This is a genomic window from Clostridium sp. LIBA-8553 (assembly GCF_057782465.1).
The window spans coordinates 3231420-3255000 of record NZ_CM173489.1 but is presented as its reverse complement, the minus strand read 5'-3'; the positions used below and the strand labels follow the sequence as shown (position 1 = coordinate 3255000).

The window sequence follows — 23581 nt, the reverse complement described above, 5'->3', positions numbered from 1 at the left end:
AGAAAAGCGTCTAGAGAGAGAAGTAGTGCCCGTACCGCAAACCGACACAGGTAGGTGAGGAGAGAATCCTAAGGCCGGCGGAAGAATTACAGTTAAGGAACTCGGCAAATTGACCCCGTAAGTTCGCGAGAAGGGGTGCCTACGAGAGTAGGCCGCAGAGAATAGGCCCAAGCAACTGTTTAGCAAAAACACAGGTCTCTGCTAAAGCGTAAGCTGATGTATAGGGGCTGACGCCTGCCCGGTGCTGGAAGGTTAAGGGGAACACTTAGCGCAAGCGAAGGTGTGAACTTAAGCCCCAGTAAACGGCGGCCGTAACTATAACGGTCCTAAGGTAGCGAAATTCCTTGTCAGGTAAGTTCTGACCCGCACGAATGGCGTAATGACTTGGGCACTGTCTCAACTGTAAATCCGGCGAAGTTGTAGTGCGAGTGAAGATGCTCGCTACCCGCGATTGGACGGAAAGACCCCGTAGAGCTTTACTGTAGCTTAGCATTGAGTTTTGGTATTGTCTGTACAGGATAGGTGGGAGGCTAGGAAACTAGGGCGTCAGCCTTAGTGGAGCCATCCTTGGGATACCACCCTGACAGTACTGAAATTCTAACTGGCGGCCATGAATCTGGTCACAGGACATTGTTAGGTGGGCAGTTTGACTGGGGCGGTCGCCTCCTAAAAAGTAACGGAGGCGCCCAAAGGTTCCCTCAGAACGGTCGGAAATCGTTCGTAGAGTGCAAAGGCAGAAGGGAGCCTGACTGCGACACCCACAAGTGGAGCAGGGACGAAAGTCGGGCTTAGTGATCCGGTGGTACCTCGTGGGAGGGCCATCGCTCAACGGATAAAAGCTACCTCGGGGATAACAGGCTGATCTCCCCCAAGAGTCCACATCGACGGGGAGGTTTGGCACCTCGATGTCGGCTCGTCGCATCCTGGGGCTGAAGTAGGTCCCAAGGGTTGGGCTGTTCGCCCATTAAAGCGGCACGCGAGCTGGGTTCAGAACGTCGTGAGACAGTTCGGTCCCTATCCGTCGCGGGCGTAGGAAATTTGAGAGGAGCTGTCCTTAGTACGAGAGGACCGGGATGGACTGACCTCTGGTGTACCAGTTGTTCCGCCAGGAGCACAGCTGGGTAGCTAAGTCGGGAATGGATAAACGCTGAAAGCATCTAAGCGTGAAGCCAACCTCAAGATGAGATTTCCCATAGCGTAAGCTAGTAAGATCCCTTGAAGAACACAAGGTTGATAGGTCAGGGGTGTAAGCATGGTAACATGTTCAGCTGACTGATACTAATAGATCGAGGGCTTGACCAAATATAGTATTAATTATGTGCAATTTTGAAAGAACAAAATCTTTCTAATAATCTGGTGATGATGTTCTTTAGGGTAACACCCGTTCCCATTCCGAACACGACGGTTAAGCCTTTAGAAGCCGATGGTACTGCACGGGAGACTGTGTGGGAGAGTAGGTGGTCGCCAGGTCAGTATTCCTCGATAGCTCAATGGTGGAGCACTCGGCTGTTAACCGATAGGCTGGAGGTTCGAGTCCTCTTCGAGGAGCCAAATCTAGTGATGATGCGTTTAAGGGTAACACCCGTTCCCATTTCGAACACGACGGTTAAGCCTTTTACGGTCGATGGTACTGCACGGGAGACTGTGTGGGAGAGTAGATGGTCGCTAGGTAAGATAAAGCTTGAATTTTAATTCAAGCTTTTTTATTTTGTGAAATATTAAGATATCCACATGAAAACTTTATTCTTTTAGAATAATTTTTTCTGTGGATATTTTTATTTTAAAAATTATCCACAGAATTTAAAACTAAAAAAAATAAATTGTTTTTGTGGATAACTTTCAGAGTAGTAAGTGCTTGTCATAAAACTTATAATATTTAATATAATAAATTAAGCAAAGGATATAAATAAATTTAACTTTTTGAAAGTGTTATTTAGGAGCTGAATTATTTTTAAATCAGTATTAATTTTTAACCATTTCTTCAACCTACTAATTTTAAGATAAAATCAAAATTTTCAATTTTGTATTTTGAACTTATATATTTAAACAAACCAAAGAGAGAATTCATTATAAAAATTCATGATGTCATTATCTTAAGTAGATAAAATAAGGTTTAATGTAGAAATCTTATTAGGCCTCTGAATTTTATTTAAATTTATCTAGGAACGGTGACAGCTTGAAATTAATAGTTATTAGAATTAATTATTAAGGTGGTTTTATAGTTTTATCTAAAAATTAATATTCACCTAAAACACAACTGAAAAGTATAATAAAATTGTGTTGATAAAATATAATTCATTTTATATGTTGATAACTTTTTAAATAAATTTTATAAACAGATATAATTAATTTAAATTGTATAAATTAGGTGAACAAATTTTAGGTATGAGAATATAATAAAAATATAGACAATTATTTTTTAGCTGAGTAGATCTTTATCACAGAAAAGTATTTTATTAAGTAGAATTAATAATATGGCTACAAAGAGATGTTTTTTTGATGTAATATTGTATTTTTTAGTAGATATTAATTGAATAAGTATATTTTTATAAAAAAACATATAAAATTTTCAAAAAACATGTTGACATATTGCAGATATATCTATATAATTAATACTTGTGAAGAGCAATTGCTCTTTGGTGGTAAGGCTCGATAGCTCAGTCGGTAGAGCAGAGGACTGAAAATCCTCGTGTCGCTGGTTCGATTCCTGCTCGAGCCACCAGTGTGGCGCTATAGCCAAGTGGTAAGGCAGAGGTCTGCAAAACCTTTATTCCCCGGTTCAAATCCGGGTGGCGCCTCCATAAAAAACCTCAGTAAATTTACTGAGGTTTTTGCTTTGTAGAAATTTACATATACACACTAAATTTTATTCCAAACACTAAGGATTAAGTGGATTTATCTTTGATAAATCCACTTTTTTCATTTTACTAATATTTTATTATTAATTTTTCTTTAGTTGGATCAAATAATATAGAAGAGCTAATCGGAAGACTTATATTAGGATAATCATGTCCAAAAGGCATATTATATATTATTGGTTTATTATAAGGTGATAATATAGAAATGATAGTATTAATTGTTTTGGGGTTATACGGAGTAAAGTGACCTATTAAAAAGGCTCTACATGAATCTAATTTTCCTGAAAGTTTTAGTTGTATTAAAGATCTATCTATAGCGTAATTTTCTTCGTTTATATCCTCAAGCATAAGTATTTTATTTCTAGTATTTATTTCATAAGGAGTTCCGAGAGAACTACATAGCATTGTTAAATTTCCTCCACAAAGAGTTCCTCTAAACAAATCTTTATTTATTATCTTAAAATCTTTGGTAGGTATGTTAATTAAATTGCTTTCATCAGTTAACATTGATAGAAAACTATTCTTAGTTAATTCATCTGAGTTGATCTTAGAATTTATCATTGGACCATGAAACGTTACTAATCCTGTTTTTTGTGATATATAGTTTAAGAGAACAGTTAAATCGCTATAACCACATAAAATTTTAGGATTTTTTTTAATTAATCCAATATCTAAATAAGGTAAAATTCTTATACATCCATAACCACCTCTATAAGCTACTATTGCCTTTACATCTTTATCTTCAAACATTCTCATTAAATCCTCAGCACGCTCTTTATCTGAAGCAGCTAAGTAGTCATTTTTCTTTCTTAAATGTTTCCCTTCTTTAATTTTAAAGCCTAGGTTTTTAAATGAAGATATATTGTAGTTTATTACATCAGGATTATCTCCACTAGCAGGAGAAACAATACCGATTGTATCTCCAATTTTGAGTTTTTGAAATTTCATCATAAAACCTCCTAAAAAAATAGAGAGCAAAATTGCTCTCAATACTCTTTTAGTTAATTATATGCTTAAATTTTTCTATGTTTACATGTAATTTAAAACATATCTTTTTTATATAATATAAATGCTATTACACCACAAAGTATTATAGATAGAGTCATAACTATAAAAAATCCATTTGGATGGTGTAATAATGGTATATAGTCAAAATTCATTCCATATATACCTGAAATAACAGTTAATACTGACATAAGTATTGTAACAGAAGCTAAGAATTTCATTACTATGTTTAGATTATTAGAAATAACAGAAGCAAAGAAATCCATAGTACTGCCTAAAATGTTACTATATATTTCAGTCATTTCAATAGCCTGTTTATTTTCTATTATTACATCTTCTAAGACATCTTTATCTTCTTCATATCTTTGAATAACGTCAAGCTTCAACATCTTTTCCAATGTTATTTCATTAGATTTCAAGGATGTTGAAAAATATACTAATGATTTACTTAATGAGTGCAATTGAACTAACTCTCTGTTTTTCATAGATTTGTGAAGTCGTTTTTCTATCATAATACTTTTTTTATCAATTTGTCTTAAATATAAAAGATAATATGTAGAAACTCTATTTAGAATTTGTAAAATAAATCTTGATTTTTTAAAAGAGTAAAAATTACGAACTTTATTTGAAGAGAAGTCGGTTAATACCTTACTATTTTTTAAACATACAGTAATTAATTCATTTTTAGTATGAATTATTGCTAATGGATAAGTATCATATGTTAAGGAGTTATCCTCCATTTCTGTAAAAGGAATATCGACTATTATTAATATAAAATCGCCTTCTATTTCTATACGAGAAGTCTCTTCATCATCTAAAGATGCTTTTAAAAATTCCAAAGGAACTCCAGTTTTTTTAGAAATAAGAAGTAGCTCCTCTTGAGAAGGTGCGATTATATTAACCCAACAACCTGGTTCAAGGGAATCAATTTTCTTTAAAGTCCCATCATTTTCACTTAAAGATTTATATATTTGAATCATTTTCTCCCTCCCAAAGTATTAAGTTATATTAGTGTTCCAACTACCATTAAACAAGTTATTTAAGATAAAATCAAGAGAATTTTTGCAATTAATTTATATATAATAAAGAAAGCAACAGAAATAATGAGGTACAAGCAATACAATTGATATAAACTTTAAATATGAAGAATTTAGATTAAAATCAATAAAATTTTACCTTTATCTAGGTAGAATTAATTTATGAAAATTAGTATAATGTGTTTTGTTTATAATATTAAAAGTCGGGGGATTTTTAAATGGGCACTATGCACAAGGAAATAGTCAAAAAAAGAAGGGATGTAGCTATTGTAATTAGTATAATTTGTATGAGTTTAGCTATAAGCCTATCAAATTTTTTTGGAAATTTTAAAATTGAATCTTTTAGAGCAGAAACAATAACAGATCCAATATTTTTAGTCTTAACATTAGTTATATTCTTTAGAGAGTATAGAAAATGTAATACAAGCTATAAATATTCTATTGTAGCTAACCAACTAATGATTCATAAAATGAAGTCTAATGAACAATCAACATTAGAAAATGTTAAGATAAATAATATTGTTTATTTAGGAAAAGATGATTCTAAAAAAGCAAGAGAATTTAAAACTTCTTCTTGTAGAAAATATGTTTGTAGTTTATTAGATGTAACAGGTCATTATTGTTGTGTATATAAAAAAGATGACAGATATCATAAGTTCTATTTTAAGCCAAGCAGAGAGCTTGTTGATAAATTAGAAAAGAGCATAGCTAGTTAATAAAAAAGAGAGTTTTAAGACTCTCTTTTTTTAATATAAACTTTCTTTAGATAAATTAAATGTTTCTTTAATCTCTGAAAGTAAGAAATCACTTTCTATAAGATCTAAAGCTGTAGAAATAAGTGAATAAGAGGCTGAGAGTGCTTGTTCTTGAGCAAAGCCTGATATTGTTGCATCAGCAAATTCTTTAGTTCCATATTTAATATTTATATCATCAATTATGTTTATATAAGGGTGAATACATGGAACCTTATGACTTACAGCTCCAAGTGAAAGTCCTGCATCTATATCTCTTGGTTTTCCTATATTTATTATTCCATTTTCTTTTAAATTATGGCTATATAATCTATTTAAGATTTGGTTTGATAAAAGTTCCTCGTTTGGAGGTTCATAAAGTTGAACGCAGCTTTCTAAATTCATAGTATCAGAAATACAAGAAACTATATTTCTGATTTTATTTTCTATACATTTTGCTATTTTTGTATTTTCTGCTCTTATATATAACTTGCCTTCTGATTCAGTAGGTCTTAGAAGCGGAGTAACACCACCTTGAGATAAAATAGTATGTATATTAGCTTCTTTACAAAATCCCTTAGATAAAGCATTTATTACATTAAAAGTTAACATAGTACCATCTAAAGATGTAAAACTATCAAAATCTAAAAAGCTTAATCCATCCTTTCCTTTAAAAGTCACTTTTAGAGGAATAATCGCTTTAGATGTACCACTTTCAGAAGTAGTGACATCTGGGTGTGCTGTTAAAACTACATCTATATCATCAAATACACCTTGTCTAACAAAAGTTGCTTTAGTTCCACCTAAATATTCTCCAGGGCATCCTATTAATACTACGGTTCCACCAGACTTTTCAATAACTTTGCCTAAACCTAAGGCACTTGTAATTGAAATTGTACTAAGAAGATTATGGCCAGTTATATGGCCGCCTTTAGATTTAATAGCATCATATTCACATAAAAAGCATATCTTAGGGTATCCATTTCCTTTTTCAGCATAGAAAGAAGTATCTAAGTCTAAGAACTTCTCTGTTACTTTAAAATCTCTATCTCTTAGGAAATTACATATATATTTACAAGCATCATACTCTTTGTAGCTTTCTTCAGGGTTATCATGTAGAAATTTGCAAAGATTAAATAAATCTTCTTTTTCTGTAGATAAATAAGAAATAACTTCCTGTCTCATTGAAAAAACCTCCTAAATATTTATAACTTTAGTTTGTGCTACAATAAAAAAAATATTTATTTTTATTTACTTAAATATTTTTGTAGCATAGTATGTATAGAAAAATACCATTTGGAAAAAATATAGAAAAACAGAATTTTAAGGAGTGTTATCTATGAGTAAATCAATTTGTATAATTTGTGGAAAAGAAGGCTGTGGTATAATGATACGAGGAAAATTAATATGCACAGAATGTGAGAAAAAAGCTATAAGTTGTGATGCAAATAGTGAGTTTTATGAATTCTATAAAAATAGATTAAAAGAAGAGATTTATAAGAAGAAATTAGGATAAATAGAGGAGAGGATAGCGTTGAAAAATATTCCTATAATTGATGGAATATCAAGTTACTTAAAGGAAGAAATAATCCCTTTCTCAATGCCAGGACATAAAATGGGAAGAGGATTTAAGAATTTAGAACAAATACTTTTACAAGGTGATTTAACTGAAGTTGAAGGATTAGACAACCTTCAGCATCCAGAGGGCATAATTAAGGAGGCTGAAGAAAAGCTTTCTAAATTATATAATAGTAAAAAAAGCTATTTTTTAGTTAATGGAAGTACTTGTGGAAATTTAATAATGATTTTTTCTTTGTTTAAAGAAGGGGATAAAATCTTAGTTGAAAGAAACTGTCACAAAAGCATAATGAATGGAATAATAATGAGAAAGTTAAAACCAGTTTTTATAAATAATATATTTCATTCAAAATTAAAGGCACCAGTGGGAATAGATTTAAATCATTTAAAGAGCCAAATAGATTTAAATAAAGATTTAAAAGGAATAATATTAACTTATCCTAACTATTATGGAGTTGGTGTCAATATAGATGAAACAGTAAAAATAGCTAGAGAGGCTAATTTGAAAATTGCCATAGATTCAGCTCATGGTGCGCATTTTGGATTTAATAAATTATTACCTAAAAGTGTACAAGAATTAAAAGCTGATATGGTGGTAATGAGTGCTCACAAAACATTGCCAAGCTTAACTCAAACTGCTTGGATGCATGTTAATGATGAAAAATTTATTGAGGAAATAGAGTTTTATAAAAATGTATTTATGAGTACTAGTCCTTCTTATATGTTCATGATGAGTTTAGATTACTCAAGGAATTTTTTAGAGGAACATGGTGAAGAAGCCTATGATAAATTACTTAAAGTAATAGATGATTTTAAGAAATCAGTTGAGGATTTATCATATTTCAAAATATTGGATAAAAAGTTTTTAATTAATGGATTAGAAAAAAATATTAAGATAAATGATATTAAAATAGATAGCAGTAGGATAGTAATAAATTTAGAGGAAAATTTAAATGGAAATAAACTATTAGATTATTTAAGAAGCAAGAAGATACAGTGTGAAATGAGTGATAATAAGAACGTTGTTTTAATACCATCGCCATTTAATACAGAGAATGACTTCAGGAGTTTAGAAAAAGCTTTAAAGTCATGTGATATAAAATGCTTAGAAGATGAAGAGATAGATTTTTATTTAACAGATTTACCTAAAAGGAGTTTAGAACCTTTTGAAGTATTAGATGCAGAATATGAGAGAGTTAGTATAGATAAAGCACTAGGAAAAATAGTAGCAGAAAGTATAGTTCCATATCCACCAGGAGTTCCTATGCTTATTATTGGAGAAGTAATAGAGGAAAAACATATTAAATTAATTAATGAGTATAGGAAAAATGGAGTAGATATAATAGGAATAAAGGATAATAAAGTAAAAGTTATAAAGTAGAATCAAAAGAAACTAAAATATTAAAGTTTATAAGATAGTTATAAAGAATATCAAATAAGATTAGTAGGTTGTATCAATTTATTTAGTAAATGAAAGATATAAAAGGAGTATTTTTTATTTATAAATTTTGGTACAACCTTTTTAATGTATATAATAACTTTAATCTTGCATAATTTGATATAATAATCTGTGGATTAAGATGAGGAGTTATTATAGAATTTGCTATAATAGCCTTGATATACATTAGAAAATTAAATATTTTTATATAGATTGGAGTAGTCATGGGTAAGATATTTTGCATAATGGGGAAAAGTGGTTCAGGTAAAGATACTATTTTAAAAGAAATAAATAAGATAGAAAATTTAAACCTAAAAACTATAGTTACATATACAACTAGACCTAAAAGAAATAATGAAACAGATGGTGTGGAGTATTTTTTTATAGATAAAAAAAAGTTAGATAGTTTTGATAAAGATGGGAAAATAATAGAATGTAGAGTTTATGATACTGTGCATGGAAAGTGGTATTATTCAACTATAGATGACGGTCAAATAGATTTAGAAAACAATAACTATATAGTTATTGTGACTTTAGAAGCTTATTCTGAGTTTAGAAAGTATTTTGGTGATGAAAAGCTTGTTCCTTTATATATAAATTTAGATGATGGTATTAGATTAGAAAGAGCTTTAAAAAGAGAAAGAGAACAAAAAAATCCTAATTACAATGAGATGTGTAGAAGATTTTTAGCTGATAATGAAGATTTTAGTCATGATAAATTAATTAGTAATAATATAATTAAGAAATATGATAATTATGATTTAGATAAGTGTATAAATGAGATATCAGAAGTTATAAGAAAACTTTCTAAATAAAATGGGGTAGAGAATATGAAAAATGCATTAAAATTAACTTTTGTTGGATTTTTAATAATATTAATAGGAATATATTTGGCTGTTTCTAATATTGATACATATGGAATAAATAAAGTATTCGCTATAGTAGGAGCAATTTTAGCTGTTTTAGGTATAAAAAGTATAAAGTAAAATCAGATAATTTTTCTATTTAATATATAAAGTTTTTAATAAAGAGTAAATTATATACTTTATGAAATTAAACCATTAAGAAGTTTGGTTAAGAGTAATAAATAATGATATAATTATTTAAAACATAATTTTGAAATTAGGGTGTAGAAGGTAAGGAGGACGTGTTATGAAATTGGTAATATCTATAGTACAGGACGATGATGCTTTAGATTTAGTTGATGCGTTAAATGAGAAGGGATATAGTGTAACTAAATTAGCTACAACTGGTGGCTTTTTAAAATCAGGTAACACTACACTTTTGTCTGGGGTTCAAAAGGAAAAGGTTGATGATGTAATAAAGATAATAAAAAATATATGCGAGACAAGAAAAGGCGTTGTAAGTGGACCTACAACTGTTTCAGAACCAGGAGGGGTATATATACCATATCCTATAGAAGTTCAGGTTGGTGGAGCTACAATCTTTGTTGTTGATGTAGATAAATTTGTGAAAATTTAAAAGTAGAAAGGAAAGTGCATAAATGATAGGTCACAATAAAGTTAGAGATAGATTTAATAAAAGTGTAAGTAAAAATGCACTTTCCCATGCTCATTTAATTATTGGTGAGGATGGAATAGGAAAAAGTCTTTTAGCTGATGAATTTGCTTATAAGATTTTAGGAATACCATCACAGAGAGAACATGTTGATATTGTTCATTATAAATCTGAAAAAGCATCATTTGGTGTTGATTTAGTAAGAAGTATCATAGAAGAGGCAAATAAAAAACCTTATGAATGTAACAGAAAAGTTATAATAATTCATAATGGAGAGAAGCTTACTGTGGCGGCACAGAATGCTTTATTAAAGACTATAGAAGAGCCTCTTGCTGGTATTTTTATAGTAATTTTAAGTAGTAACATTGATTCTATATTAGAAACCATAAGATCTAGATGTCAAATACATAGATTAGCACCTCTTAGTAAAGAGGAAATTAATTTATATATAAGTGAAAAATATAAGGATATAGATAGTGAATTAAATAGAACTCTTGTATCTTTTAGTGAAGGTATACCTGGAAGAGTTGATAAATTCATGAATGATGATATTTTTAAAGAAATAAGAAATACAGTTATAGAAATGTTAAAGGATATTGGACATGGAAAAATAGATGTACCTATAAAATATTCGGATAAATTTTATAGTATGAAGGGAAATGAAGGCGAAATATTAGAGGCTATAACTATTTTTGCAAGAGATTCAATTATATTTAAGGAAATAGAAAATAACTTGTCCATTATAAATGGAGATAAGATAGATGATATTAGAGAAATAGCTAATAACTTATCCTATAACAAATTAAATAGGATAATAAAAGTAGTTAATGAGGCCAGAAATAATTTAAAAAGTAATACTAATTTATGGCTAACTTTAGATAGTATGCTGATTAGTATATTGGAGGAATAAAAATGATTGAAGTAATAGGAGTCAGATTTAAAAAAGCTGGTAAAATATATTACTTTGGACCTAATGGTATAGAAATAAAGAAGGGTCAAAACGTAATTGTTGAAACTGCTAGAGGTATTGAATTTGGAGAATGTGTAATTGGTATAAGAAAAATTAGTGAAGAGGATATCGTTGCACCATTAAAATCTGTATTAAGATTGGCCACAGAAGAAGACATAAATAAGCATAAGGAGAATAAAGCTAAGGAGACAGAGGCTTTTGAAATATGCTTAAAAAAGATAGAAGAACATAATTTAATAATGAAACTAATAGATGTCGAATACACTTTTGACAATAATAAAGTTATATTTTACTTTACTGCAGAGGGAAGAGTTGACTTTAGAGAATTAGTAAAAGACTTAGCAACTATATTTAAGACAAGGATAGAGCTTAGACAAATAGGAGTTAGAGATGAGGCAAAAATGATAGGGGGACTTGGACCGTGTGGAAGACCTCTTTGTTGTTCTACATTCTTAGGTGATTTTGCTTCTGTTTCAATAAAGATGGCAAAGGAACAGAATTTATCACTAAATCCAACTAAGATATCAGGAATTTGTGGAAGACTTATGTGTTGTTTAAATTATGAACAAAGCACATATGAAGAGATTAGAAAAGAACTTCCTAAAGTTGGTTCAATAGTCGAAACTGAACTTGGAAAAGGGGAAGTAATAGCTAATAATATTTTAAAGGAATTAGTAAGAGTTAAGTTACCAAGAAAGAACGAAGAATTTATACAAGAGTTTAAAATGTATGATGTAAAATTAATTTCAGGTAGTTACGAAGATGAAGTTGAGGATACAAATATCAGGTTAGAAATTACTGATGAAGCTGATAAGGCGTTAATTAAAAACCTAATAAAAGATAACTAAAAAGATATTTTAATACGGTATGGGGGTATTCTTTAGCATATTAATTCTAATTCTACTAGAATAAGCTAAATATGCTTAAAAGAGATATTAAATACTTTAAAAATTAAAAGAAATGTGATAATATAAATATGGTATTTTTATACCAACATTTTAGGAGGTGTTTTATTATGGCATACAAAATATTAGACACATGTGTAAGCTGTGGAGCATGCGCTGCTGAGTGTCCTGTAGACGCAATATCACAAGGAGATACTCAATTCGTTATAGATGCAGATACTTGTATCGATTGCGGAAACTGCGCTAATGTTTGTCCAGTAGGTGCACCAGTTCAAGAATAATATTAATAAAGATCATCTTCGGATGATCTTTTTTTTGGCAGCTTTTTTAGCTGCTTTTTTTATGTTTTAAATTAATTTTTGAATAAATGTAGGAAAGCCATGGAAAAATATAATGATAATAATGGTAGGAAGGGTGAGTATTTTGAAACTTATAGATTTAAAAGTACTAGAAGGGAGAAATATTAAGGGAGAGGAAAAACTTATATATATATACATAGGTGAATCCGAAAGAAAAAGATTATATTGGTTAATAAGTGATTATGAGTTTATATGTAAACAAATGAATGTTGAAGGAACATTAAAGGATGCTATATATGATGAATGTGGTGGTAAAGCTTGGTTGACTTATTCCAACAAAGAATTGGCTTTATTTATAATTGAGAATTTAATTGATGGCGTGAGTGCTGATGACTTATTGAATAATGCGGTATCAAAGAGACAACGAATTTGGGAATATGAATTATTAGAAGAATGTTCAAAAAAAGGAATAGATTATTTCAATGTTGAAGATAAAATAGTTGTTGGTTATGGAGTTAATTCTAAAATAATAAGCCGAGATGATTATGAAAATAAGAATTACAATTTAGATTTAAATAATAATGGAGAGATTCCTATAATATCTGTAACAGGAACAAATGGGAAAACATCAACTTCAAAATTAATTTATAGTGGTTTAGAAAATTTAAGGTATTTCAGTGGGCTAGCTATGACGGGTGGTGTCATTATAAATAATGAGTTTGTAAAAAAGGGAGATACTACTGGGTTTTATAGTGCCAAAAAAGTTCTTACCAATCCAAAGGTTCAAATTGCAGTTTTAGAAACTGCTAGAGGAGGAATATTAAGAAAAGGTTTAGGATTTAAAAATTCTAAGATTGCCATAATAACTTCTTTAAGTGATGATCATATAGGCTCTGATGGTATAGAAAATATAAATGATTTAATGAATATAAAATTAATTACCACTAAAGAAGTTTTGCCAGAAGGAAAAGTAATAATCAAAGCTGAGTCAAAACTTTATGAAGCTTTAAAGATGAAAGGCAATTTAGTTTTATTTAATTTTGAAAGAAATGAGTGTATTGATGAACATATAAAAAATGAAAAAGAAGCTTGGTATGTAGAGGATGAAAATATAATATATTATGATGGAAAAAATAAAAATATAGTTTCTAAGATAAAAGATTTTAAATTCACTCATGATGGAAAATCAAAAACAAACATAAATAATGTTTTAGTATCAATAGCAGCTATATTTGCTATTCATGAAAATTTAAGTGAGGTAATTAATGCTTTAAAGGATGTAGAGTGTGATATTAATAATAATTTGGGAAGACAAAATATTTTAGATATTGGGGACTTCAAAATTATATTAGATTATGGTCATAATCCAGAAGCTTTTGAAGAATTGTTTTATTTAGCTAGGAATCTACAAAAGAATAATATTATTTCAATAGTGTCTTCTCCAGGAGATAGACTTGATGAATATATAAAAGAGTTAGGAAGAATAGCTGGAAAAAATTCAGATGCAATAATAATTAAGGAAACTTTTGATAGGAGAGGAAGAGAGACTTTAGAAATAACTAATTTGTTAAAGAGTGGTATAGAAGAAACTTCTAATGAATCAGTAGAGGTATTTTCAATAATTGATGAGGAAAAGGCAGTTGAAAAAGCGCTATCAATAGCTAAAAGTGGTGATATTATAGTAGATTTTACACAACATTTAGATGTAGTAATACCTGTAATAAATAAGCATTTAGCTAAATTAGGAGAGAAAACAATAGATATTGATTTAAAAAATTATCATTAATAGAAAAGGCTATATCAAAGTTCTAGCATGAGAGCATTTGACGTAGCCTTTTTATATCATATCTTCTGATGTAAGTTCTAAGATTTTTATAGTTGTTTTATCAGGAAGTGAATCTGAATTTACAGAAAGAACTTCATTATGTGTTATTTTATAATCTTTCATTTGCATAAGAAAATTATCTAAAGTGTTCAAGTAAAAACTTAATTTTTGAGTTTTATAGTGCATTGGAATTACATAGCATGGGTTTATATCTAAAATAACTTTTTTTAAATTTTCTATAGAAATGGTTAGATGCTCTCCAACTGGTACAAATAAAATATCTACATGGCCTAATTGTTTTATTAATTTTGGAGAGAGTATATGTCCTAAATCACCTAAATGACAGAGTGAGATATCATCGCAAAGAATCTTAAATATAAAGTTTTTATCTCTTTTTAATCCAAAGCAATCGTCATGAAAGGAGAGAAAGGATTTAATTTTACAAAAGGTATTTTGGTAATCTACTAAATCTGTTAAAACCTTTGCCTTATCATTTATATATTTTGTACAGTTATGATCAAAGTGCATATGGCTTATAGTTACAACATCAACATCTCCTTTGTAAGGAATATAACCTATATCTATATCAAAAGGATCCATTAATATACGCTTTCCTAGATTAGTTTTTATCAGAAAACAAGAATGACCTAACCAATAAATATTCATTAAAAACCCTCCTATAAAAATTATTTATATTGTTGACACATATAATAAAAATAAACATAAAATATAAAAATAATTTATTTAAACTTAATTCGTTTAAAAAAGATTTACAGAAAATAATAGGTGAATAGATGTATTACATTGATTAAGTAAGTCAAATGTATTAATATATATTGTGTATTAAGGTCAGTAAAGGTCAAATTTTGAGGAGTGATATATATGGCTAAGTTATCAGATTCAATAGAATTTTTTCTAAAGGATCTATTAGAACAAACAGAAGATAATAATTTAAGAATAAGAAGAAATGAGTTAGCGGACAAATTTAAATGTGCACCATCTCAAATAAATTATGTTTTAACAACAAGATTTACCTATGAAAAAGGATATTTAATCGAAAGTAGAAGAGGTGGTGGAGGATATATTATTATTAAAAAAGTTATTCATGAAGTTCATGCTGATAGAAGAGATTTAATATATGATGAGATAGGCACTGGAATTACATATCATAATGCAGCCACAATTGTAGATAACTTACTTGAACATAATATTATAGATGAAAAAGCAGCAAATCTTACTAAAGTTGCAATAAATGATAGAACCCTTCAGAATTCTAAGAATATAAATGAAACAAGGGCAGATATTTTTAAGGCTATGCTTATGGTGTTATTGAAGTAATTTTATAGGGAGTTGAGAAATTTGCTTTGTGAGAGGTGTAATAAAAATAATGCAACAGTTCAGTTAGTAAAAGATACTGATGGTAATAAAGAAATTATAATGCTTTGTGATAAATGTGCAATTGAAATAATGAGTTCTTCATTAGAAGATGAGGATATTAGTTTGGAAGATTTTTTAATAGATTTAAATAATTATATAGATTGTATTAATGAAATAATGGAAGCTGAAGAATTAATTTGTGTCAATTGTGGAATGGAATATAAGAATTTTGAGGAGCATAAATTACTTGGATGCGAAAAGTGTTATGAAAGCTTTAAAAAAAACATAGATTTTTTATTAGATTCAAAAGAAGCGAATGTTAAGCATATGGGAAAACAACCTAAAAGAATAAAAAATAAGCTTAAAAAGTTAGAGATATTAAAGTTAGAGGAAAAGCTGAAAATTAATATACTTAAAGAGCAATATGAGAATGCTATTATTACTAAAGAAAAGATACATGATTTGAAAAAAATTATGGAGGAGGATAGTAATAATGGTTCAATGGATTAGTCCTAAAGACAATAGAAATATAGTTATTGCATCAAAAGTGAAGATATTAAGGAATATAAATGGAATCAAGTTCACATGCATTCTTAGAGGAGAAGAATTTAATAGTGTTGTAGAACCTGTTTTAAAGCAATTAGAAGATGTTAAAATTTTGGATAAGTGTTATGTATTAAAATTAAAAGACAATGAAGAAGAATTAATAAATTACTATAAAGAGAATTTTGGCTTAACAAAGGAATTTATAAATAAAGATTATATGGTATTAATAATGAATAAAAATGGAGAATTTAATATATTGCTGAATGAAGAAGAGCATATTGGGATAGAATGTACAAAGAGTGGATTAAGTTTAAGAGAAGCATATTCTCAAGTAGATAAGTTAGATGACTTAATTGAAGAAAAAATAAACTATTCCTTTGATGCTGAGTTAGGATACTTAACATCAAATATAAAAAATTTAGGAACAACATTAAGAGCAAAGGTTTTAATACATTTGCCAATTTTAAGTTTAAAAAATAACATAAGAGAAATAAAAGATGATTTAAAAGAAGATGGAATTTCTTTTAAAAGTATATATAACTTAGGCAACAAGGGGATTGGAGATATTTATGAAGTATCTAATATGAAAACTTTAGGTATGGAAGAAGAAGATATATTAGATTCTCTTATATCTATTGTAAATAAACTTATTCTAAAGGAAAAAAGAGAGAGAAATAAACTTTTAGATAATGAATATGTTGAACTAAAGGATACTATTTTTAGGGCATTAGGTATTTTAAAAAATGCATATGTTATTGATGTTAGTGAAGCCTTAAAATATTTATCATATGTTCGATTAGGTGTTGAGTGTGGAATTATAGAAGGAGTTGATCTGGAAGCTATAAATTCTGCAATGGTTGAAATTCAGCCAATTATAATAAATAAAACTTTAGATAAAAAAATAAACATACAGAATTTAAAAATAGAAAGAGCCAAAATTATTAGAAATGCTTTAAACACATAATTATAGGGTATTGGGAGGTAAAAGATGCGTCTTGATAATTTTAATGAAAATTCCAAAATAGTAATCAATAAAGGAAAAGAAAGTTCTTTAATGCTTAAACATGGCTATATGGGAACAGAACATTTATTAATAGGATTAATTAATGAAAATGGACAATGTTCTAGGATTTTGGAAGAGAGCAATGTAACAGAGGAAAAGGTACTAAGTTTTATTAAGCTATATGTTGGAATTGGGGAAATAAATTATAGTTTAGATGAGGTGCCTTTTACACCTAGATGCAAAAAAGTTTTAGATAGAAGTTTAGAAATTGCTAAAGAGGCAGGACAAAGTATTTCAAGACCGGAGCATATATTGTTAGCCTTAATAAAGGAAAAAGAAGGTGTAGCTAATTTAATCCTAAATAAAATAGTTAAAAATGATATAAAAAATATAAGTGATAAATTAAATAATATACTTGGTAGAATTCCTAATAAGGAAAATAGAAGTATTAAAGAAAAAGAGAAGCCAAAAAGAAAAGACACTCCTACGTTAAATTTGTATGGCATAGATTTAATAGAAAGAGCGGATAAAAATAGATTAGATCCTGTTATAGGAAGAAAAGATGAAACACAAAGACTTTTAGAAATACTTTGTAGGAGAATGAAAAATAATCCTTGTTTAATAGGAGAACCAGGGGTAGGAAAAACTGCCGTTGTAGAAGGATTAGCACAAAGGATTTTATTAGGTGAAGTACCTGACATGATTAAAAATAAAAGAATATATACTTTAGATGTTACTTCAATGTTAGCTGGAGCAAAATATAGAGGTGAGTTTGAGGAACGTCTTAAAAAGGTTTTAAACGAAGTAAAATATTCAGAAGATATAATACTATTCATAGATGAAATTCACAACATTGTTGGAGCAGGAGGTGCTGAAGGTGCCATAGATGCTTCAAATATATTAAAACCTGCTTTAGCTAGAGGAGAAATACAATGTATAGGAGCAACAACAACTGATGAATATAGAAAAAATATAGAAAAGGATTCTGCTTTAGAGAGAAGATTTCAACCAATAGTAGTAAAGGAACCAAACAAAGAGGATTCCATACTAATACTACATGGAATAAAAGAAAAATATGAAATACATCATAATGTAAAATTAACAGATGAAGCTATAGAGGCAGCAGTAAATTTATCTAGTAGATATATAACTGATAGATTTTTACCAGATAAGGCTATTGATTTGATAGATGAAGCTGCTGCTAAAGTAAGAATAGAAAGTATGATTACTCCACCTAAGTTTTTTAAACAAGAGGAGTTAATTTCTAATCTAAAAGTAGAAAAAGAAGAGGCTATAAAGATACAAGATTTCGAGCTAGCAGCGAGACTAAGAGATCAAGAGTTACTTTTACAGGAAGAGCTAGAGAGGGATAGAGAACTTTGGAGGGAAGAGAATGCTTCTAAAATATATGAAGTAAATAAGGAACATATTGCAAAGGTAGTTTCAAAGTGGACTCAAATTCCAGTAGAAAGACTAACTGAAAAAGAATCTAGTAGACTTCTTAAGTTAGAGGAAAAGCTAAGTAAGAGAGTTATAGGCCAATTGGAGGCAATTAAAACCATATCTAAAGCAGTAAGAAGATCAAGAGTAGGACTCAAAGATCCGAAAAGGCCTATTGGATCATTTGCATTCTTAGGACCTACAGGTGTTGGAAAAACAGAGCTTTGTAAGGCTTTAGCAGAAGCTATGTTTGGTGATGAAAATAAGTTTATTAGACTTGACATGTCTGAGTATATGGAAAAGCATGGAGTAGCTAGATTAATTGGAGCTCCTCCAGGATATGTAGGGTATGAAGAAGGTGGTCAACTTACGGAGAAGGTAAGAAGAAGCCCTTATTCAGTAATACTTTTTGATGAAATAGAAAAGGCACATCCAGATATATTTAATGTTCTTCTTCAAATATTAGAAGATGGAGTTTTGACGGATGGAAAAGGAAGAACAGTAGATTTTAAAAACACAATAATAATAATGACATCTAATATTGGAGCAGATAAACTAGATAAGAAGAATGCAGTAGGATTTAGTGCAAGAGAAGATAATGAACAAGATTATGATAATATGAAAAGTCTTATGCTAGAAGAACTTAAACAAAGTTTTAAGCCTGAGTTTATAAATAGATTAGATGATATTGTTGTATTTCATAGCTTGGAGAAGGAACATCTTCTCAAAATTGTAGATCTTATGATAGGCTCATTAAAAGAGAGATTAAATGACTTACAACTTTCTTTAAACTTTTCACAAGAGTGTAAAGAGTTTTTGGTTAAAAAAGGAACTGAATTAAAGTATGGAGCACGTCCATTAAGAAGGGTTATAACCAAATATATTGAAGATAAATTAAGTGAGGAACTTTTGAATGGGAATATATTAAAAGGTACTGAGGTAGATGTTTTACTAGAAGATAATGTTGTAAAATTTAAAAAAACAGTTTGATTATAATGTATAATAAGGTTATATATGGTAAAATATATGTAATCTTATTTTTTTATAATTAAAATGGTGTGGGGGATATTATGGAATTAATCGGTATTATAATTGGGATATTAGCCTTTGGAGTTGCTTTCTTTGTATGGTCAAAGCAAAAGTTAGAACTTTTTAAAATTGAAGATGCTGCAATTGAAAATATGACTGAGAGAGATAGAAAAGAGGTAAGTAAAAGTTTATCATTACCTATAGCGTTATTAGGAGTTTTATTAATTTCTGTAGTGCTTAATTCTGATAAATGGGGATCATCGGTTATATTTATCTTAATAGGAGTGGTAGCATTATTTGTTTATGTACAAAAAAGAACTATTGATGGAATTAATACAATGTTTAAGACTAAGAAAGTAAAAGTAAAGATAAATAAAAAAAGAAAATAAAGTTAAGCTCTATTGTATTCTAAATCACAGAATATAATAGGGCTTTTTTGGTAGAATAAATATAAAATTCAATAAAATTTATAATTAATAATAATTATCATTGAAAAATTATTTAATAAGGAGTATAATTAATAAAAAACAGGTACCCTAAGGGGGTATATCGAATAATATATCATATAATACAAATAATAAATTTAACCTCAGTAAGGAGTGTTATTATGGAAAAAGAAGTTAAAGAAATTGATTTAATAATAATTGGAGCAGGTCCAGCAGGACTAACAGCTGCAATATATGCTTCAAGAGCAAAGTTAGATACTTTAGTTTTAGAAGATAATATAATCGGAGGGCAAGTAAGATCAACTTATACTGTTGAAAATTATCCAGGTTTTATTGAGATAACAGGTAATGAGCTTGCTGATAGAATTCAAGCACAAGCAGAAGCTTGTGGAGCTACAATAGATGAGTTTGATTTTATAGAGAATGTTTCATTAAAAGATGATGAGAAAATTGTAGAAACTGGAGACTATATATATAAGCCAAAGGCTGTAATAATAGCTACAGGAGCTACACCTAAGAGATTACCTATTCCGAGTGAAAACAAATATTTAGGTAAGGGAATACATTACTGTGCAGTATGTGATGGAGCAGTTTATCAAGATGAGGTTGTTGCTGTTGTTGGTGGTGGAAATGCTGCTTTAGAAGAAGCTTTATACTTATCTAATATTGCTAAGAAAGTAATTGTTATAAGAAGATATGATTATTTTCGTGCTGAAGCTAAAACTTTAGAGGCTGCTAGTAAGAAGGAAAATATTGAAATAATGTATAACTGGGATTTAGTTGATGTTTTAGGTGGAGATTTTGTTGAAGTTGCAAAAATAAGAAATACAAAGACTGGAGAAGAAAAAGAAATTTCTATAAATGGAGTCTTTGGATATATTGGAACAGAACCTAAAACAGCTATGTTTAGAGAGTATATAAGAATTAAAGATAATGGCTATATTGAAGCCGATGAAAATATGAGAACTAACGTTAAGGGTGTTTATGTAGCAGGAGATGTTAGAGATAAAATGTTTAGACAAATAACTACTGCTGTTTCAGATGGAACTATAGCAGCCTTAAATGCAGACAAATATATTTCAGAAATAAAGGAGAGATAATAATGGTAAAAGTATATTCAGTTGAATGGTGTGGACCATGTAATAAATTAAAAAAATATTTACAAAAATTAGGCGTTGAATATGAAACAATAACAGTTGCTGACGGTAAAGAAGACAGAAATGAAGTACTAGAAGTTTCAGGTCAAAGATCAGTACCAGTTGCTGTTATAGGAAATGATGTTATAGTTGGATTTGATAAGCAAAAGATTGATGCAGCTATAGAAAAAATAAAATAGAAGGTGATACTATGAATACTAAAGAAAATATATTTTATAATTTTATGGGTGGAAGCTTCTATGAAAATAAATCAGACAAATTTATAGATATAAAATCACCTTTAGATGGTAGTTTAGTTGGTAAAATACAAAGTCTTTCTAAAGAAGATGTAGATATAATTATCGAAAATGCAGAAAAAGCACAGAAAGAATGGAATCAAGTTCCTTTAAATGAAAGAGCACACTTACTTTATAAGACTGCAGATTTATTAGAAGAGCATAAAGATGAGTTAGCAGAAATAATGATAAGAGAAGTTGCTAAGGATAAAAAAAGCGCATTATCAGAAGTAAGTAGAACTGCAGACTATATTAGATTCACAGCGGATGCAGCTAAAGGTATGGATGGAGAGAGCATACCATCAGATAATTTCCCTGGATTTAATAGAAGTAAGATATCAGTAGTAACAAGAGAGCCGTTAGGTGTTGTATTGGCTATATCACCTTTTAACTATCCAGTTAATTTATCAGCTTCAAAAATAGCACCTGCTATAGTGGCTGGAAACAGTGTTGTTTTAAAGCCAGCGACTCAAGGAAGCTTATCAGCTTTATATTTGGCTAAAATGTTCCATGATGCTGGTCTTCCGGGTGGAGTTTTAAATACTGTTACTGGAAGAGGTAGCGAAATTGGAGATTATTGTGTAACTCATAGAAAAATAGATTTTATAAACTTTACAGGAAGTACAGAAATAGGAAGAAGAATTTCAGAAATAACAGTGATGAAACCGCTTCTTATGGAACTTGGTGGAAAGGATGCAGCAATAGTTTTAGAAGATGCAGATTTAGATTTAACTGTTGATAATATAATTGCTGGAGGTTATTCATATTCAGGACAAAGATGTACTGCTGTTAAGAGAATATTAGTAATGGATTCAGTTGCTGATAAACTAGTTAAAAAACTAAAAGAAAAAATAAATAAATTAAAAATGGGAAATCCATTAGAAATTGAAGATGTAACAATAGTACCTCTTATAGATAATAAAGCAGCTGACTTTGTTATGGAACTAATTGAGGATGCAGAAGAAAAAGGTGCTACTTTAGTTTGTGGTGGTCACAGAAAAGGAAACCTAATAGAGGCTACTCTTTTTGACAATGTTACTACAGATATGAGATTAGCGTGGGAAGAGCCTTTTGGACCAGTTTTACCTATCATAAGAGTAAATGATAAAGATGAGGCAATAAAAATAGCTAATGCATCCAAATATGGTTTACAATCATCAGTATTTACTAAGGATATAAATGAAGCCTTTTATATTGCTGATAAATTAGAAGTTGGAACTGTTCATGTTAATAATAAAACTGAAAGAGGACCAGATCATTTCCCATTCTTAGGAGTAAAATCTTCAGGGATGGGAACTCAAGGAATAAGATACTCAATAGAAGCTATGTCTAGACCAAAAGCTACAGTAATTACAATAAGATAATAAAATTAATATAAGACTATAAGCACAGTAATTTTAAGTAAAAAACTTTAAAATACGTACTTATAGTCTTATTATATTTTATAAAAAATAGAGAGATATTTTTAATATCTCTCTATTTCAATATTTCTATTCTATTCATTTAATGCTGTATCAATAGCGTTCTTATCAAAACCAACTATAATAGTTCCATTTATATCTAAAACAGGAACGCCCATTTGTTTACTCTTTTTAAGCATATCTTCTCTAGCAATCATATCTGTTTGTACATTTAAATCTTCAAATTCAACATTTTTTGATTTAAGATATTGTTTTGCTTTTACACACCATGGACAAGAGTTTGTTGAATAAACTTTTACCATATTATCATCTCCTATGTAAATCAATTTCTAATATACCCTTATTTTAATTATTAAAAGTGTATAAAATATGTGATTTAAATCAATAAAAATAATTATTTAATTTGATTATCATCTAAATGGTCATTGTAAATTAAATTATACATAGCGGCTTCACTATGATTATTAAAAAAAGAAGATAAATTAGTTAAACCTGCATTATTAGAATGTAGCGGGTTTTCAGAAATTATAGAATTATTATTAAGTTTATCCTTTAAGTTCAATAGAGTCCCTCCTAGTTTTTATTTATAGTATTTGATAAAAACACAATAGATATTCATTATTATTGATAAAAGTGGAAAATATTTAATAATAAATGATAAAATATAACATAGACTAAATATGAAATTATTGAAAATGAATGTATAGTGGTCTAGACAAGTTA

Annotated in this window: 24 protein-coding genes, 3 tRNA genes and 3 rRNA genes (1 of these 30 running past the window's edge); 24 read left to right on the top strand and 6 right to left on the bottom strand. The window is 29.2% G+C overall.

The window, feature by feature from the left end:
- The 6 genes from AC2JAQ_RS14820 to AC2JAQ_RS14795 form a co-directional block, all read left to right on the top strand.
- Nucleotides 1-1302 (top strand): 23S ribosomal RNA (locus tag AC2JAQ_RS14820); it begins 1602 nt to the left of the window's first position.
- A 50-nt stretch (nt 1303-1352) separates the two neighbouring features.
- Nucleotides 1353-1470 (top strand): 5S ribosomal RNA (gene rrf, locus AC2JAQ_RS14815).
- Between the two features lie 6 nt (nt 1471-1476).
- A tRNA-Asn gene (locus tag AC2JAQ_RS14810) sits at nt 1477-1551 on the top strand.
- 2 nt (nt 1552-1553) lie between these two features.
- Nucleotides 1554-1671 (top strand): 5S ribosomal RNA (gene rrf, locus AC2JAQ_RS14805).
- A gap of 975 nt (nt 1672-2646) precedes the next feature.
- Nucleotides 2647-2722, top strand: a tRNA-Phe gene (locus tag AC2JAQ_RS14800).
- A gap of 4 nt (nt 2723-2726) precedes the next feature.
- A tRNA-Cys gene (locus tag AC2JAQ_RS14795) sits at nt 2727-2801 on the top strand.
- Nucleotides 2802-2927: 126 nt separating this feature from the next.
- Here the strand turns inward: AC2JAQ_RS14795 and AC2JAQ_RS14790 are convergent.
- A complete protein-coding gene (locus tag AC2JAQ_RS14790) occupies nt 2928-3809 on the bottom strand; it encodes a S66 peptidase family protein (RefSeq protein WP_488457067.1) in 882 nt (293 codons plus the stop codon).
- Between the two features lie 89 nt (nt 3810-3898).
- Entirely contained in the window at nt 3899-4843 is a 945-nt protein-coding gene (locus tag AC2JAQ_RS14785) for a magnesium transporter CorA family protein (protein ID WP_488457066.1), read from the bottom strand.
- Between the two features lie 275 nt (nt 4844-5118).
- Here AC2JAQ_RS14785 and AC2JAQ_RS14780 point away from each other — a divergent pair, with 275 nt between their 5' ends.
- Nucleotides 5119-5616: a DUF6106 family protein gene (locus AC2JAQ_RS14780; protein WP_488457065.1), complete on the top strand. Its 498-nt coding sequence runs from the start codon at nt 5119-5121 to the stop codon at nt 5614-5616.
- 30 nt (nt 5617-5646) lie between these two features.
- Here AC2JAQ_RS14780 and AC2JAQ_RS14775 read toward each other — a convergent pair whose 3' ends face one another.
- The gene (locus AC2JAQ_RS14775; RefSeq protein ID WP_488457064.1) at nt 5647-6816 is read right to left on the bottom strand and encodes a zinc-binding metallopeptidase family protein; all 1170 of its coding nucleotides are present in this window, start codon (nt 6814-6816) and stop codon (nt 5647-5649) included.
- A gap of 154 nt (nt 6817-6970) precedes the next feature.
- Here AC2JAQ_RS14775 and AC2JAQ_RS14770 point away from each other — a divergent pair, with 154 nt between their 5' ends.
- The 9 genes from AC2JAQ_RS14770 to AC2JAQ_RS14730 all read left to right on the top strand — a co-directional run bounded on the left by AC2JAQ_RS14770 (nt 6971) and on the right by AC2JAQ_RS14730 (nt 14125).
- Entirely contained in the window at nt 6971-7147 is a 177-nt protein-coding gene (locus AC2JAQ_RS14770; RefSeq protein ID WP_488457063.1) for a sigma factor G inhibitor Gin, read from the top strand.
- Between the two features lie 18 nt (nt 7148-7165).
- Nucleotides 7166-8590, top strand: coding sequence for an aminotransferase class I/II-fold pyridoxal phosphate-dependent enzyme (locus AC2JAQ_RS14765; protein ID WP_488457062.1), 1425 nt, complete (start codon nt 7166-7168; stop codon nt 8588-8590).
- Between the two features lie 281 nt (nt 8591-8871).
- The gene (locus tag AC2JAQ_RS14760) at nt 8872-9462 is read left to right on the top strand and encodes a guanylate kinase (RefSeq protein WP_488457061.1); all 591 of its coding nucleotides are present in this window, start codon (nt 8872-8874) and stop codon (nt 9460-9462) included.
- Between the two features lie 15 nt (nt 9463-9477).
- Complete coding sequence (locus AC2JAQ_RS14755; RefSeq protein ID WP_488457060.1) at nt 9478-9633, top strand: hypothetical protein; 156 nt, start codon at nt 9478-9480, stop codon at nt 9631-9633.
- Nucleotides 9634-9799: 166 nt separating this feature from the next.
- On the top strand, nt 9800-10129 hold the full coding sequence (locus tag AC2JAQ_RS14750; protein WP_423238968.1) for a cyclic-di-AMP receptor: 330 nt from the start codon (nt 9800-9802) through the stop codon (nt 10127-10129).
- A 22-nt stretch (nt 10130-10151) separates the two neighbouring features.
- Nucleotides 10152-11075, top strand: coding sequence for a DNA polymerase III subunit delta' (locus AC2JAQ_RS14745; protein WP_488457059.1), 924 nt, complete (start codon nt 10152-10154; stop codon nt 11073-11075).
- Between the two features lie 2 nt (nt 11076-11077).
- Nucleotides 11078-11983, top strand: coding sequence for a PSP1 domain-containing protein (locus AC2JAQ_RS14740; protein WP_423238970.1), 906 nt, complete (start codon nt 11078-11080; stop codon nt 11981-11983).
- A 167-nt stretch (nt 11984-12150) separates the two neighbouring features.
- Nucleotides 12151-12321, top strand: a complete 171-nt coding sequence (locus AC2JAQ_RS14735; protein WP_003452217.1) for a 4Fe-4S ferredoxin — start codon at nt 12151-12153, stop codon at nt 12319-12321.
- A gap of 133 nt (nt 12322-12454) precedes the next feature.
- Nucleotides 12455-14125, top strand: coding sequence for a Mur ligase family protein (locus AC2JAQ_RS14730; RefSeq protein WP_488457058.1), 1671 nt, complete (start codon nt 12455-12457; stop codon nt 14123-14125).
- Between the two features lie 51 nt (nt 14126-14176).
- Here the strand turns inward: AC2JAQ_RS14730 and AC2JAQ_RS14725 are convergent, their stop codons facing one another.
- On the bottom strand, nt 14177-14830 hold the full coding sequence (locus AC2JAQ_RS14725; protein WP_488457057.1) for an MBL fold metallo-hydrolase: 654 nt from the start codon (nt 14828-14830) through the stop codon (nt 14177-14179).
- Nucleotides 14831-15046: 216 nt separating this feature from the next.
- Between AC2JAQ_RS14725 and AC2JAQ_RS14720 the strand changes: the two genes are divergently transcribed.
- The 8 genes from AC2JAQ_RS14720 (at nt 15047) to AC2JAQ_RS14685 (ending at nt 22801) form a co-directional block, all read left to right on the top strand.
- On the top strand, nt 15047-15502 hold the full coding sequence (locus AC2JAQ_RS14720) for a CtsR family transcriptional regulator (RefSeq protein WP_488457056.1): 456 nt from the start codon (nt 15047-15049) through the stop codon (nt 15500-15502).
- Nucleotides 15503-15523: 21 nt separating this feature from the next.
- On the top strand, nt 15524-16051 hold the full coding sequence (locus tag AC2JAQ_RS14715; RefSeq protein WP_488457055.1) for a hypothetical protein: 528 nt from the start codon (nt 15524-15526) through the stop codon (nt 16049-16051).
- Complete coding sequence (locus AC2JAQ_RS14710; protein ID WP_488457054.1) at nt 16035-17051, top strand: protein arginine kinase; 1017 nt, start codon at nt 16035-16037, stop codon at nt 17049-17051. The genes AC2JAQ_RS14715 and AC2JAQ_RS14710 overlap by 17 nt, the downstream gene beginning before the upstream one ends.
- 24 nt (nt 17052-17075) lie before the next feature.
- On the top strand, nt 17076-19520 hold the full coding sequence (locus AC2JAQ_RS14705) for an ATP-dependent Clp protease ATP-binding subunit (protein WP_488457053.1): 2445 nt from the start codon (nt 17076-17078) through the stop codon (nt 19518-19520).
- Between the two features lie 80 nt (nt 19521-19600).
- Nucleotides 19601-19948 carry a hypothetical protein gene (locus AC2JAQ_RS14700; RefSeq protein WP_488457052.1) on the top strand — a complete coding sequence of 116 codons (348 nt, stop codon included), beginning with the start codon at nt 19601-19603 and terminating at the stop codon, nt 19946-19948.
- A gap of 218 nt (nt 19949-20166) precedes the next feature.
- A complete protein-coding gene (trxB, locus tag AC2JAQ_RS14695; RefSeq protein WP_488457051.1) occupies nt 20167-21105 on the top strand; it encodes a thioredoxin-disulfide reductase in 939 nt (312 codons plus the stop codon).
- Nucleotides 21106-21107: 2 nt separating this feature from the next.
- Nucleotides 21108-21341, top strand: coding sequence for a glutaredoxin family protein (locus tag AC2JAQ_RS14690; RefSeq protein ID WP_488457050.1), 234 nt, complete (start codon nt 21108-21110; stop codon nt 21339-21341).
- An 11-nt stretch (nt 21342-21352) separates the two neighbouring features.
- Nucleotides 21353-22801, top strand: coding sequence for an NADP-dependent glyceraldehyde-3-phosphate dehydrogenase (locus AC2JAQ_RS14685; protein ID WP_488457049.1), 1449 nt, complete (start codon nt 21353-21355; stop codon nt 22799-22801).
- A 131-nt stretch (nt 22802-22932) separates the two neighbouring features.
- On the opposite strand, the gene AC2JAQ_RS14680 is transcribed toward AC2JAQ_RS14685, so the two are convergent.
- Together AC2JAQ_RS14680 and AC2JAQ_RS14675 are read right to left on the bottom strand one after the other, a co-directional pair.
- The gene (locus AC2JAQ_RS14680) at nt 22933-23160 is read right to left on the bottom strand and encodes a glutaredoxin family protein (RefSeq protein WP_488457048.1); all 228 of its coding nucleotides are present in this window, start codon (nt 23158-23160) and stop codon (nt 22933-22935) included.
- 92 nt (nt 23161-23252) lie between these two features.
- A complete protein-coding gene (locus AC2JAQ_RS14675; RefSeq protein ID WP_488457047.1) occupies nt 23253-23420 on the bottom strand; it encodes a hypothetical protein in 168 nt (55 codons plus the stop codon).
- Nucleotides 23421-23581: the final 161 nt, after the last annotated feature.